The sequence below is a fragment of the Butyrivibrio sp. FC2001 genome (genome assembly GCF_000424125.1).
In the GTDB taxonomy this organism is placed as follows: Bacteria; Bacillota; Clostridia; order Lachnospirales; family Lachnospiraceae; genus Butyrivibrio.
The window spans coordinates 113193-126771 of sequence record NZ_AUJH01000003.1 but is presented as its reverse complement, the minus strand read 5'-3'; the positions used below and the strand labels follow the sequence as shown (position 1 = coordinate 126771).

At 42.7% G+C, this 13579-nt stretch carries 12 protein-coding genes; 1 reads left to right on the top strand and 11 read right to left on the bottom strand.

Going from position 1 to position 13579, the window contains the following annotated elements:
- The first annotated feature begins 314 nt into the window (after positions 1 to 314).
- Positions 315 to 2012 (top strand): MutS-related protein, encoded by a 1698-nt coding sequence (locus G601_RS0100565; RefSeq protein WP_035790133.1) that lies wholly within the window; start codon positions 315 to 317, stop codon positions 2010 to 2012.
- 48 nt (positions 2013 to 2060) lie between these two features.
- Here the strand turns inward: G601_RS0100565 and G601_RS0100560 are convergent, their stop codons facing one another.
- From G601_RS0100560 to asnS, 11 genes are all read right to left on the bottom strand, one after another.
- Positions 2061 to 3431, bottom strand: a complete 1371-nt coding sequence (locus G601_RS0100560) for a sodium-dependent transporter (protein WP_026664139.1) — start codon at positions 3429 to 3431, stop codon at positions 2061 to 2063.
- Between the two features lie 171 nt (positions 3432 to 3602).
- Complete coding sequence (locus G601_RS0100555; protein ID WP_081673328.1) at positions 3603 to 3911, bottom strand: PepSY domain-containing protein; 309 nt, start codon at positions 3909 to 3911, stop codon at positions 3603 to 3605.
- Between the two features lie 334 nt (positions 3912 to 4245).
- Positions 4246 to 5205, bottom strand: a complete 960-nt coding sequence (locus G601_RS0100550) for an alpha/beta hydrolase (RefSeq protein WP_026664137.1) — start codon at positions 5203 to 5205, stop codon at positions 4246 to 4248.
- 89 nt (positions 5206 to 5294) lie between these two features.
- Positions 5295 to 5750 (bottom strand): GNAT family N-acetyltransferase, encoded by a 456-nt coding sequence (locus G601_RS25590; protein WP_196808782.1) that lies wholly within the window; start codon positions 5748 to 5750, stop codon positions 5295 to 5297.
- A gap of 106 nt (positions 5751 to 5856) precedes the next feature.
- Positions 5857 to 5994: a hypothetical protein gene (locus G601_RS25945; protein ID WP_207637999.1), complete on the bottom strand. Its 138-nt coding sequence runs from the start codon at positions 5992 to 5994 to the stop codon at positions 5857 to 5859.
- 7 nt (positions 5995 to 6001) lie between these two features.
- The gene (locus G601_RS0100530; RefSeq protein WP_026664136.1) at positions 6002 to 6769 is read right to left on the bottom strand and encodes a class I SAM-dependent methyltransferase; all 768 of its coding nucleotides are present in this window, start codon (positions 6767 to 6769) and stop codon (positions 6002 to 6004) included.
- Positions 6770 to 6816: 47 nt separating this feature from the next.
- Positions 6817 to 7392, bottom strand: a complete 576-nt coding sequence (locus G601_RS0100525) for a dTDP-4-dehydrorhamnose 3,5-epimerase family protein (RefSeq protein WP_026664135.1) — start codon at positions 7390 to 7392, stop codon at positions 6817 to 6819.
- 92 nt (positions 7393 to 7484) lie between these two features.
- A complete protein-coding gene (guaA, locus tag G601_RS0100520) occupies positions 7485 to 9056 on the bottom strand; it encodes a glutamine-hydrolyzing GMP synthase (RefSeq protein ID WP_026664134.1) in 1572 nt (523 codons plus the stop codon).
- 147 nt (positions 9057 to 9203) lie between these two features.
- Entirely contained in the window at positions 9204 to 10631 is a 1428-nt protein-coding gene (locus G601_RS0100515) for a deoxyguanosinetriphosphate triphosphohydrolase (protein WP_026664133.1), read from the bottom strand.
- A gap of 10 nt (positions 10632 to 10641) precedes the next feature.
- On the bottom strand, positions 10642 to 12027 hold the full coding sequence (locus G601_RS0100510; protein WP_026664132.1) for a C40 family peptidase: 1386 nt from the start codon (positions 12025 to 12027) through the stop codon (positions 10642 to 10644).
- 137 nt (positions 12028 to 12164) lie between these two features.
- Entirely contained in the window at positions 12165 to 13556 is a 1392-nt protein-coding gene (gene asnS / locus G601_RS0100505) for an asparagine--tRNA ligase (RefSeq protein ID WP_026664131.1), read from the bottom strand.
- Positions 13557 to 13579 lie beyond the last annotated feature (23 nt).

Here is a 13579-nt window from a genome sequence, read left to right as displayed (position 1 = left end):
ATCCATTATCTGACCGGTGCAGCCTCTGGCAGCTTTACAAAAATATTAACCTCGATACAACCGCTGTCAGCTTTATAGCTGCACCGAGTAGTTATCTCGTGTTCTCATAAAACTCCTTTTCATTTCTGTGTTTTTGAAATATCAGAATTTAGTGTACGACTATTTGTACACTTTTTCAACCCTCTGAATGATCTCCTTATAAATTGCATTGTAAATTCTCGCATTTTTATCTTAGAATAATCTTATGAAAAAAGTACCGGGTATGCTCTTTTTCATCGCCCGGTTGGGAAGGGAATCTTTTATTGGGGAAAATTATGTCAGAAAAAATAAGTCTTTTATTTCCAGATCAGAATTTAGAATACAAAAAATTGAGCGAGGTAACTCTTCATGACATAGGTATGGACAATATCGTTACTAAGCTGTCCATCCAGCCTGCGGAGCAGACCTATATTTACAATGTTATGAGCATGATGACAGACTCTCCTGAGAACGCAAAATACAGGAGCGAGATATTCGATGACCTCATGAAAAATCGAGATATGCGAAACAAAATCGTTGCGCTTTTTGACAGGATAAATTTCCTTCGCGATTATGGAAGTCACAAGCATGATCACGACCACGAGCTCGGCGTCTGGGATCTCGTTCACAGACTTGAAGAAATAGGTGACTATATTCAGTCCCTTGATGCCATCTATGAGTGCCTGTCAACCGCAGACATTCACTCCGATGGACTGCTTGCCCTCAAGGACTATGTCAAAAAACTCTACACCGATAATGGCTATGAGGGTCTGAAGAAGGATATCAGTCTCCTTAGGGCAGACACTCAGAATCTAAGGAGTATCACCCTTGGCGTAAACTTAAATGAGCGCTTTGAGGTAAGCGGAATCGGCGTTATATCTCTTAATAATAAGCCTTTTACCAAGTCACATATCGTAAGCCATTTTGTGGATAAGGTTACAAGAAAAGACATTATCCAGGATGGAAACGACTGGAGGGAGGATTATAAATACGACGAATTCACGCTAAAAAGGGCCACAAATGACAACATGATCATTCCCTTTGCTGCCTTTAGCCCCATGGCTCTCATGACTATGAAATATGTGTCAGAGTCTGATAATCATACCAGGAGCCTTCCCAGGCACATGGATGATGTGACCGAAAGAATGCTAAGCAGTACCGTTAAGCACCTTCGTGATGTTCTGGGAAAATACACAACCCTCACAATCACCAACATCACTGACCTCATGCCGGAATTCATCTACTACATCAGATGGGCTGAATATATTGAAAAGATGCAAGCAAAGGGCTTTAAATTCTGCAAGCCTACTGTCATCATGCCCTCCGAAGGTAGCGAAAAATCCATGAACGCTATCGGAATCTACAACATGAAGCTTGTAGATGCTAATCTTCTTGAAGAGGAACCGATTGTCACAAATGATATCGACTTTTCAGATGAGCACTGCCTGTATATGCTCACAGGTGCCAACCGAGGCGGTAAGACCACTATAACCCAGGCTGTGGGCCAGCTTTTCTTCATGGCTCAGGGTGGTATCTATGTTCCGGGATTTAGCTTCGAATACACTCCTGTTGATGCCATTTATACTCATTTCCCAGCTGATGAGGATCAGACTCTGGACCTTGGAAGACTTGGCGAAGAGTGCAAAAGATTCCGCACCATATTTACTGATGCAACCAAAAACAGCCTCCTACTTCTCAATGAAACCTTTTCAACCACCTCTTTTGAGGAGGGATATTTCATTGCAAGAGACTGTTCAAAAGCAATACTTGAAAAGGGCTGCCGAACCATTTACAACACCCACATGCACAAGCTTGCCTACGATATTGATGAACTAAACGATAACAACCTTCCCTATAAGGCTGCTTCGCTTATCGTTGCTTCAGATAACGGCGTTCGTTCCTACAAGATAAGACTTGCTCCGCCTGTAGGGCTTTCCTACGCTGCTGATATAGCAAAAAAATATGGCGTTACCTATGAGCTGTTAACTCAATGATAACGCCAGTTTATATATCATTATATTCGTGTTCTATCACGTAATGGCTTATGCAAAGTAGCTCCAAAGGCCATAGCCTGCAAGGAACACCAGTATAGCAGGAAGCACGATCTTGAAGTACCACTTAAGGGCTGTGCTCATCTTTATACCCACGCCGCTGTTAACTTCTTCGATGTAATTATCGAAGCCCCAACCATATTTACTGGTGCAGAACAGACAGCATATAAGGGAACCGATTGGAAGGAGAAGATTACTAACTATGAAATCCTCCAGGTCCATTATGCAGTTGCCCTGCTTAAGCGGCTGAAAATCACTCCATACGTTAAATCCAAACGCGCAGGGGATCGATCCCAGTGTAATGACAAGTCCAGCAAAGGCTGCTGCCTTTCTCCTGTCATAGCCGAAAAGATCGATTGAAAAGCTTACATCATTTTCAAATACACCGATCATTGTGGACAGTGCTGCAAAATACATGAAGAGGAAGAAGAGACTTCCAATTATTCTTCCGCCCGGCATTGCTGCAAAAACATTGGGCAAAGTAAGGAAAATAAGACTCGGTCCTTTGTCCGGAGCTACGCCATAAGCAAAGCATGCAGGAATCGTGATAAGTCCTGCAACTATAGCAACAAAGGTATCAAGTCCTGCAACAAGCAGGGCTTCTCCCACAAGACTTCTGTCCTTTTTAATATAACTTCCGAATATCTCCATTCCACCGATACCAAGACTTAGTGTAAAAAAGCTCTGGTTCAGTGCTCCGTAAAGAACATTTCCCACACCGACCTTTTTTACATTCTCGATATTAGGCATAAGATAAAACTTCACTCCCTCTGCAGCCTTCGGCAGTGTAAGGGATTTTATTCCAAGTCCGATCATGATAATGATAAGTAAGATCATCATGATTTTCGTTATCTTCTCCACGCCTTCCTGAAGTCCCATAGATGTTACAAAGACTGTGATAAGCATGGTAATAAACATGAAAAGTATCAGTATTTTAGGACTTCCCATCATTTCCTGGTAAATCCTCTCTATGCTCTCAGGACTCTGTCCCTGAAAAGCCCCCATTAAAGATAATACAAAATACCTCAGTATCCAACCGGAAACCACTGAATAAAACATAAGCAGAATATAGTTACCGGCTATAGCAAAATATCCGTAAATATGCCACTTACTATTCTTTGGTTCAAGCTTTTTGAATGCCGGAAGAACGCTTAGTCTGCTCGCTCTTCCTACCGCATACTCCATCGTCAGTATCGGCACCCCTAATATCAGCAAAAACAGCACATATACAAGGACAAATAATCCTCCGCCGTTTTCACCTACCATATACGGGAAGCGCCACACATTACCGATTCCTATAGCGCAGCCTGCAGACAGCAGAATAAAGCCAAGCCTGCTCCCAATTGATTCTCGTTCCTTCATACTATTTCCCTAAAAATACCTCCTTGTAGCCTAGAAGCCTTATTGTACTTCATTCCATACTTTTTAGCAATTATCTGTTTTCGTCACATAAAAGGAGTCATCCGCTTTTATCAGATGACTCCATTTTATTCGTTATTCAATTAAAAATACTTCAGCTATACACCGACATATTTAATCATCGATTTCGTATTCAAGTATTTTTCCGGTATTGATATCGATGTCATACTCATACTTATTGACTCCAACATAGAAATCAACTTCATATTTTTCCACACCATCATCAATATCCTTCTCTAACTTTATTACATCAACCTCATCCTTTGTGTATCCCGAATGCTCGAGTGCTACTTCCAAGGCCTGATCTGATGTTAATGGTCCCTTTGGGGATTCTTCTTTGGCATAGCCTGCAAAAGCAGTTACTGATGTAGTCATGATTATTGCTGCGGCTAAAGCCATTGTCATTCTTAATCTATTCCTCATAAGCGTTACTCCCTGATTTTAGTGCATGGCATGTTACAGTGTTACTTTTGTCAAATAATACTACTGCCATAATCACAAACAAATATAATATATCCACAAAATAGCAGCTACTTGATTGTCACTTTTCAACAAGGCTCTCTTTGCTTCAAAAGGGTTTTCTATAACTAAAAAAATACAAAATGCCCTTAAAATGAACATTTTGTATTTTTAATAATTGTTATGCTGAATATTTTTATATCTTTGTTCCGTGTAAATTCCTGAATAACTGCTTATTAAAAAACAATTAAATTCCGAATAAACGCCAAGTAATGACGTTAACACTTATTAGTCCTTATTATAATCCGGCTTTTTCAAGGAATGTATCCACATATTCCATGTAGCCTTCAGGATCATCGATTACGCCTTCGATATGAGCACTGTTTACATAAGCGATGCTCTTTTCTGAGCTTCCTACATTTTCATATACTTCTTCTACCTTCTCAGGAAGGCAAACCTCATCCTTTTCAGAAACAAAGATAAGTGTCGGAAGCTGATCATTTGCTACAACCTTGATTGTATCGCCTTCATCCCAGTTAACGTGGTAGAAAAGCTTTGAGTAAAGCTTACCAGTGTTAATAAAGTATGATGTTGAAGCTGAATCCATATCCTCCGGATTATCTGCAATGACGCTTCTGATCATGTACTCCATTCCGGGAACAGGGCTGTCACATATTACTGCATCTGCTGCCTCTACTGCTCCGGGAGTTACGTTTGATGCATAAACTGCAGTCACCTGACCGCCCATGGACTGGCCATGAACTATTACCTCTGAGTCCCCAAGCTCCTCCCTTGCATACTTTACAAGTGCCTTTACGTCACGCGCCTCATGAATTCCGAAAGTAACCTTATCATCAGGATTTACTCCGTGACCTCTGTCATCAAAGGCAATTACGTCATAGCCTCTCTCGATATACTGCTGTGCCAGAGGATATGTAGCTACTCTGTCACCACCTGCACCGTGTACAAGTACTACGCATTTATCACTATCCATATCAAAATATGTTCCGGGAACAACATTTCCATCCTCTGCTGTCACCGCAATATCTTCGCCTGTATACTTAGCATTAAAGCCCTCAAGATCAAATCCATAGGTTGCAAGCTGCTTAACTGAATTACCCTGTGTGTCATTGTTTTTATTCTGGTAAAACACACCGTCGCAAACAAGCTTTGCCATTCCGACAGAACCAACTACAAACAGTACTGCCACAACCCCCACAATAATTTTCCCAACCTTAACAATTGTCCTCTTCTTCATTTGTGTACTCCCTTTTTATTATATTTAACGGTAAAGCACAAATGCCCCAATTATTAACACCTATGCTCATACCTGTTCCCCCTCAAAAATTAACTATCAAGAACCTTCCTGCCATAAGAGCAGGAAGCCTCGATATTCATGCACTTCTTCTCAGCCGCTTCAAGAACCTTATACACCAGTCGCTTTGCTATGCCCTTCCCCTGATAATCAGAAGAAACTCCGGTGTGATAGATATTCCATACATCCTCGTTAGCCTCGAAATTGCATTCTCCGATTTCTTTATCCCCATCAAAAGCTACGCTGCGGCCACCCTCTTCATCCATGACCACATCGATTTCATGTCTGTATATGCAGCTAAGCGCACCTGACGGACATTCTGATATTGCCTGCCATATCTCCTTGCTCTCGGCATGTCTTAAGTCAATCCAGGGCTTCTTACCCGGATTGAAGGTTCCGGGACTGCCATGAACGCACCTTTTTGCATGAAAACACTTATCAGAGTTCCAAAAGACTACTAAATCATCATTTTCATAAAGTCTGTGCATGCCATCCCTCTTTCTTAAGCCAGTCAGCAATAACATTACTATTTTACACTATTTCTAACTAAATATGGCAGATGAGTTTTGCCCATCTACCATTTTATGTTATCCTTTATGCTCTTTGTCTGTAATCAGGGATGCCCACTATTTTAGCAGCCTCCGTAAAATATTTCTCCTCTATGAAAGGCCAGCTCACGGGCTCTCCCGTTTCCTCCTCCTGAAGACTTGCTGCCTTTTGCAAAAAGTCCACAGTATAGTCATAGCGCGGACCCATTCTTTCTTCCGATGGCTGTAAATTCCCCGGGAAGTGTTTCATCCTCCCATGAAGGGTGCTCGTCAAAGCGTTCAAGCGTAAATCCCGCGCCAATGATACCGTTTATGATCTCACTTATCGTATACTTTCTGTACTTACACTTTGGTATCTGCCTGCGAATCTCCTCATCATAGAACCTCGCATGAGCCATCTCACCATCAAATATCTCTGTGGAAAAATAACTCATTGTGGGCTGCTGAGTTTTCAGGATATCCGAAATCTTTGTGAAGGGGTGGAAATCACTGCAGATAAGCTTTCCTCCTGCCTTCAGCAGAGAGTTCATGATATTCATAAACTCATCTATGTCATGGAAATAGTGAAGGATGCCACCTTCCATGAACACCACATCAAAGTACCCTGCGTACCTGTTCATATCAATCTTGAGAATATCGCAAACCTCAAAATTTATTGAAGTGCCCGCAGCTTCTGCGGTTTCCATAGCGTATCTCTTATTGTCCTTAGAAATATCAAATATTGTGACATCAGCTCCAAGAAGTGCCAGTGGCACTGCCTTTTTCCCGCATGACCCGCAGATATTCGCAACCCTGATTCCTTCGAAAGTGTCAAAATAGCCTGCATGATACTTTAGCATTTTCTTCGGATCAGCTTTGTCCTTTGCTGCTCTTTCCTCCGGAGTACCTGACGTCTTTACCCAAAAATTATACGCATCAAACTCCCAGGCTTTTTTGTGTTGTAAGCTGTAATCCTCCATACAAAACTCCTCCTTCTCTTTTCATAGTCCCCTCACCTTTTCAAATTTTAGTCCATTCCGAGCTTTTTTCGTAATTCAGTAAGCGTTGGTGCCTTTGAATCCTTCTCCGAAATCTGATTTAAATCATTTGTATCGATATCTATCGGCCATTTAATCTCAAGTTCAGGATCCAGTGGACAAAGTGCTGTTCCCGGCATTCCCGGAGCCCATTCATTATCAAAGAAGTACAGATACTCAGCATCTTCAAGCGCCTGAAAACCATTGCATACGCCCTGAGGCACAAATACCTGAACTCCGGGTGTGATATGTACAGTCTGAACTGCCCCAAAAGTCTTACTGTCAGGTCTTGTATCCACATAAGCTCCAAAAACTGAACCATACGCCACAGTAACAAGCTTATTCATTGCTTCACCATGGAGTCCTCTAACAGCTCCTTTTTTAGTTCTTGTCAGATTTATCTGCTTCCATCCCTTTACTGTATCAGGAAGTACCTCTGCATAAACACTGCCACGGAATAATTCTCGCACAGTTCCTCTGTCGTCTGTGGCACTTTTTGCACTTATTATTTTCAGTCCTTCTATACTGGAATCCTTAGCATTAAACTGCTCTATATGTGCACTCATTTTTTCTCCAATCTATATCTCTATATTCTTTTACAAACTCAAATAAATAGCCCTAGAGCCCGCTATTAAAACGGTTTCTAGGGCTTATAATATCACTCTAACTCAATTGTTCCCGGCGGTTTACTGGTCAGGTCATACATTACTCTGTTGACGCCCTTAACCTCGTTGATGATCCTGTTCATTACTGTCTGCAGGATATCCCAGGGAATATTGGTTGCGTCTGCGGTCATGAAGTCTGAAGTATTAACTGCTCGGAGTGCTACTGCGTAGTCATAGGTTCTAAAGTCACCCATAACACCAACGGAACGCATATTTGTCAGCGCTGCGAAATACTGCGCAGGAAGCCATTCAGGATTAACACCGTGCTCATCCTTGTAAGCGGTTGCTGCCTTACCGATCTCCTCGCGGTAGATTGCGTCAGCATCCTGAACGATTCTAACCTTCTCAGCTGTAACCTCACCGATGATACGGATTCCAAGGCCAGGGCCAGGGAAAGGCTGTCTGAATACAAGGTGCTCCGGAATACCAAGCTCAAGTCCTGATGCTCTTACTTCATCCTTAAAGAGCATGCGGAGAGGCTCAATAATCTCTTTAAAATCAACATAGTCGGGAAGTCCTCCTACGTTGTGATGAGACTTGATAACGGCACTTTCGCCAATACCACTCTCAACAACATCGGGATAAATAGTTCCCTGTACAAGGAAATCAACGGCTCCGATCTTCTTAGCCTCTTCCTCGAATACACGGATGAACATCTCACCGATGATCTTTCTCTTTTTCTCAGGCTCCTCAACACCCTTAAGTGCCTCATAGAATCTGTCCTGAGCATTAACTCTTATAAAGTTAAGGTCGTATGCACCGTTGGGTCCAAATACTGCCTCAACCTCATCGCCTTCATTCTTACGAAGAAGACCGTGATCTACAAATACGCATGTAAGCTGCTTACCGATAGCCTTACTCATAAGTACGGCTGCAACGGATGAATCAACACCGCCTGAAAGAGCACAGAGTGCACGGCCGTTTCCAACCTTCTCTCTGATCTCTGCGATGCTTCTCTCAACAAAGTCAGCCATCTTCCAGTCGCCAGCGCATCCGCAAACATTCATTACAAAGTTCTTAAGCATCTGTGTTCCGCACTCGGTGTGCATAACCTCAGGATGGAACTGAACTGCATAAATCTTTCTGTCAGCATTCTCCATAGCTGCCACAGGGCAGTTAGAAGTGGTCGCCGTAATCTTAAAGCCTTCCGGCGCCTTAGCTATATAGTCAGTATGGCTCATCCATGTTGTAACAACGGACTTACAATCTGCAAAAAGCTCTGAAGAAGTATCAAGATTTGTCTCTGTCTTACCATATTCGCTGACAGGAGCCGTTTTTACTTCTCCGCCATTTAAGAATGCAGTAAGCTGTGCGCCGTAGCAGATTCCCATTACAGGAACGCCAAGCTCGTAGAGCTCTTTTTCACACAAAACGGCATTCTCACCGTAAACACTGTTAGGTCCACCCGTCAAAATGATTCCCTTGGGATTCATCTCACGAAGCTTATCAAGTCCTATATTGTAAGGGTGAATCTCACAATATACATTGCACTCGCGGACTCTTCTTGCGATCAGCTGCTTATACTGCCCGCCAAAGTCCAGAACTACAACCATTTCTCTCGCCATATTGTCCTCTTTCTTATCTTTTTGTCTCTGATGAATCACACTCTTATTCTGAACACATTGTTCAAAAAGCGTCATTCATCCTACCACTTAAAATAACATAAATGTTAGATAACAAAATTGCAAGCCAAAACTCTCAATTTAAAACAGTTAAACCAAACCGTTGAGTTCCTGATACAGCCTCTTGGCATAGCTGTCAGTCATGCCGCAGACATAATCCGTAACAAGAAGGAGCCTGAGGTAAAGCTTCTCCTCTTCGCTTTTTCCCTGTGAATAAATATGGTAAATCTTCTTATAGTTCTCAGATACAAAAGAAATCATCCTTGAATCTATGGGACGAAGCTTAACGTCTGTATCATAATAAACTGCAGCAGGTACCAGTCTGTCCAGAAGGTATGTAAGTATCCTGTCTGCGCTGACCTCTATCTTCACGATGGGCTCTGAAGTAAAGGTGTATTTAATCGCAATTTCTCCAAGCGCATCAACTATATGCTTTCCTTCTGTTCCTTCCAGAAGCTCCTGACCAAAGGAGCCATCCATAATCTCGTTATAATGATTTACAAAGCTTTCTGTGGCAAGATATATAAGCTTGCCCTGAACCGCCACGATCCAGTTTTGAACAGCATATTCACCGGGATCACTTACGCCATGCTCAATACCCTTGCCATATCTGTACTTTAAGCTTTCAATAAGGGACCTGTACTCCGGATCAGACTGGTCCTCATGGCGTCTTAGCTCAAGCTCTCTTACAAGCATATCGAAGCTGATACGTCCCTTTTTATAAGAATCCTCTATATCAGCTGTCCTGTAGGCTATATCATCTGCAGCCTCCAGAATATATGTCAGAGGATGGCGTCTACCGTTAAGCCCGCAGGAGTCCTCGATATCTCTGAAAAGCTCGCGGTCCGCATAATAATATCCCATCTTGTGACAGCATACATCAGGGCTGTTCTTATCCACATCCAATGAAGAAACAGGATACTTGATAATCGTAGCAAGAAGAGCCTTGGTAAGGTTCATTCCATGCTCATCCACAAGATAGTGGAGCTTTGTGACAACTCTAAGGGCCTGGGTATTACCTTCGAAATGATAAAAATCATTTTGCATCTGCGGATTTAAAATATCCGTCAGCTTTCTTTTTTCTCCATTTTCAGACTCATACTCAAGTTCCGGAAGATGCTCCTTAAACCACTCTCTTATAGCTGTCTCTCCAAAATGTCCGAAGGGAGGATTACCGATATCATGAAGAAGGCCTGCACACTGTAAAATGTCGCAGACATCCTGCTGATATGTCGGATCAAATGACTCGTCCTTAATATCAGTAACTATTTTTCTGGCTATGTTTTGTCCAAGTGATTTACAAAAGGAGGAAACCTCCAGAGAATGGGTCAGTCTTGTCCTTACAAAGTCAGACTGATCCAGTGGAAATACCTGTGTTTTATCCTGAAGTCTTCTAAAGGAAGCACTTCCGATTATTCTATGATAGTCCTTTTCAAATTCACTGCGGAGATCCTGAGAGCCCTCACGTTTCTTTATAGGGCGGATTCGATCTCCGCACAGTAGTCTATTCCATTCCAATTGTTAGTCCTCATCCCACAAATCTGCGAATTGTAAGTATTGTTCTGTATGTGGCATTTTCATATTTGATACCTGTCTTTGCGGTACTTGCATGCACTATCCTGCCACCACCAAGGTAAATCGCCACATGTCCTCCATAGTAGATAACATCACCCGGGCTTGCATTCTGGTAGGAAACCTCTCTGCCGTATGTAGCCTGTGAGTATGATGATCTTGGCACAGATATACCAAACTGCTTGTAAACCGCGTAAACAAATCCCGAACAATCAGCACCGTTTGTAAGGCTTGTACCTCCTGCCACATAGGGATTACCCACAAACTGACATGCGTAGTTGGCGATGTTCTGACCGGTAGCTGATCCTGTAGCTGCAGGAACTGCCTTTGGCTGACTGGATGCCGGTTCAGTAGGCACCTTGGCCGTATCCGTATTATCCTCGGTATTCTGGTTATTTGAAGCAAGCTGCTCCTTCTCCTTAGCCTTCTTAGCAGCTTCCTCTTCTTCCTTCTTCTTTTTAGCTTCAGCCGCTTCCTTTGCAGTGGCCTCATCAGCAGCCTTCTTTGCTTTTTTTACCTCGGATTCCTTGGCATCGATCTTAGCCTGAAGATCACGTATCTGAGCTGTCTGCTGCTGGAGCTGGGCTGAATAAACTGCCGCATCCTGCCTTGCCTTAGCAAGCTGTACATCGAAGTTAGCATACTGCTTCTTATAGGTATCAATTACCTGCTCAACATGAGCCTGCTCTTCCTTCAGCTCATACTGTGAGGTCTCAAGCTCGGATTTAGCTTCCTCAAGCTCAATTCCGTACTGCTCTGCTGCGTTCTTAGCCTCAATGAAATCAGACAGCTTCTTTCTGTCATAATCATACAGCTCCTCAACATATCCGGCCTTATTCAGCATATCGCCGACACTTTCAGCACGAAGAAGCAGTTCTGCGTATGAAACCTCTCCCTTTTCATACATGAACTTAACTCTCTTCTTCATCGCATCATAGAGAGTCTCCTCCTGAAGCTTGGCTTCATCATACTCCTGCTGGGTCTTCTCTATTCTGACCTGAGTATCATCAATATCTGCCTGTATCAGATCTATACTTGTAAGAAGGCCTACCAACTCCTCATTAGCTGCATCAATACCTTCCTGGAGCTCAGCCTGCTCACCCTCAATATTACTGATATTCTGATTGGCATTGTTGAGTCCGCTCTGGCTCTCCTTTTTTTGTGACTCAATGGCATTTTGCTGTTTCTCGAGATCCTTCTGCTGCTTCTCAAGCTCTTTTTGCTGCTTTTTAAGCTCTTCACTTGTTGAAGCCAGCGCAGGAGCACCCGTAACTGTCAGCATTGCCACTGCCAGCACTCCGCAAATACCTCTATTTAAAATGTTTCTAGAAAATCTTTTCATTGAATCCCCATTTGAAAATAAAACAAAACTTTTTTTACACTCTAATTATACCATGATTCGGCATAACAAAAATAAAGCTGCTGTACATTTTCTGTATAAGAAAATATACAACAGCCCAAATAATTCAAAATACTCTATTATAGCTCGCAGTTACCAACTGTACGAGGGAATGACTCAACGTCACGGATGTTGCCCATACCTGTGAGGTACATTACGCAGCGCTCAAATCCAAGACCGAAGCCTGCGTGGCGAACTGAACCATAACGGCGAAGATCAAGGTAGAACTGATAATCTTCCTTCTTAAGTCCAAGCTCATCCATTCTCTTCTCAAGAGTCTCAAGATCATCCTCTCTCTGGCTTCCACCAACGATCTCACCAATTCCGGGAACAAGACAGTCAGCAGCTGCTACAGTCTTGCCGTCCTCATTAAGCTTCATGTAGAAGGCCTTGATTTCCTTCGGATAATCAGTTACGAATACAGGCTTTTTGAAGATCTCCTCTGTGAGGTATCTCTCATGCTCAGTCTGAAGGTCGCAGCCCCAGTCTACCTTGTAATCAAACTTGTCATTGTGCTTCTTAAGAATCTCAACTGCCTCTGTATATGTAATTCTGCCAAAGTCACTGTTTGCAACATTCTTAAGTCTGTCGATAAGTCCCTTATCTACAAATGTGTTAAAGAACTCCATCTCAGCAGGTGCATTCTCAAGTACATAGTTGATAACATACTTAAGCATTGCCTCTGCGCAGTCACAGTCGTCCTTAAGATCTGCGAAGCACATCTCAGGCTCGATCATCCAGAACTCAGCTGCGTGACGTGTTGTGTTTGAATTCTCAGCACGGAATGTAGGTCCAAATGTGTAAACATTCTTGAAAGCGAATGCATAGGTCTCAACATTGAGCTGTCCTGAAACAGTAAGGTTAACCGGCTTTCCGAAGAAGTCCTTTGAATAATCAACCTCTCCGTCCTCTGTCTTGGGAACATTGTTAAGATCCAGGGTTGTTACCTGAAACATCTCGCCTGCACCCTCACAGTCACTACCTGTGATAAGAGGTGTGTGAACATATACGAATCCTCTCTCCTGGAAGAATGAGTGGATAGCATATGCTGCAAGTGAACGAACTCTGAAAACAGCCTCAAATGTGTTTGTTCTTGCACGAAGATGAGGAAGTGTTCTCAAATACTCAAGTGTGTGACGCTTAGGCTGAATAGGATAATCAGGAGTTGAAGGTCCCTCAATCTCAATGCCTGTTGCCTGCATCTCAAAGGGCTGCTTTGCATCAGGAGTCATTACAATCTTACCTGTAGCAATGATAGCTGCTCCTACATTGAGCTTGCTTACCTCTGCAAAATTGCCAAGTTCATCAGAATAAACCACCTGAAGGGGTGAGAAATATGTACCATCGTTTAATGAAACGAATCCGATAGTCTTGGAATCACGAATATTACGGATCCATCCTCCAACTGTAACTTCTTTATCTGCGAATTTTTCGGGAGCCTGAAAAAGCTCTCTGATATCTGTCAGTTCCATCTTTTGCCTCCATCCAATAAATC

Bases quoted from the DNA above. Each gene is read 5' to 3' on its own strand.
- G601_RS0100565 (WP_035790133.1), top strand. From the start codon at position 315: ATGTCAGAAAAAATAAGTCTTTTATTTCCAGATCAGAATTTAGAATAC.
- G601_RS0100560 (WP_026664139.1), bottom strand. From the start codon at position 3,431: ATGAAGGAACGAGAATCAATTGGGAGCAGGCTTGGCTTTATTCTGCTG.
- G601_RS0100555 (WP_081673328.1), bottom strand. From the start codon at position 3,911: ATGAGGAATAGATTAAGAATGACAATGGCTTTAGCCGCAGCAATAATC.
- G601_RS0100550 (WP_026664137.1), bottom strand. From the start codon at position 5,205: ATGAAGAAGAGGACAATTGTTAAGGTTGGGAAAATTATTGTGGGGGTT.
- G601_RS25590 (WP_196808782.1), bottom strand. From the start codon at position 5,750: ATGCACAGACTTTATGAAAATGATGATTTAGTAGTCTTTTGGAACTCT.
- G601_RS0100530 (WP_026664136.1), bottom strand. From the start codon at position 6,769: ATGGAGGATTACAGCTTACAACACAAAAAAGCCTGGGAGTTTGATGCG.
- G601_RS0100525 (WP_026664135.1), bottom strand. From the start codon at position 7,392: ATGAGTGCACATATAGAGCAGTTTAATGCTAAGGATTCCAGTATAGAA.
- guaA (WP_026664134.1), bottom strand. From the start codon at position 9,056: ATGGCGAGAGAAATGGTTGTAGTTCTGGACTTTGGCGGGCAGTATAAG.
- G601_RS0100510 (WP_026664132.1), bottom strand. From the start codon at position 12,027: ATGAAAAGATTTTCTAGAAACATTTTAAATAGAGGTATTTGCGGAGTG.
- asnS (WP_026664131.1), bottom strand. From the start codon at position 13,556: ATGGAACTGACAGATATCAGAGAGCTTTTTCAGGCTCCCGAAAAATTC.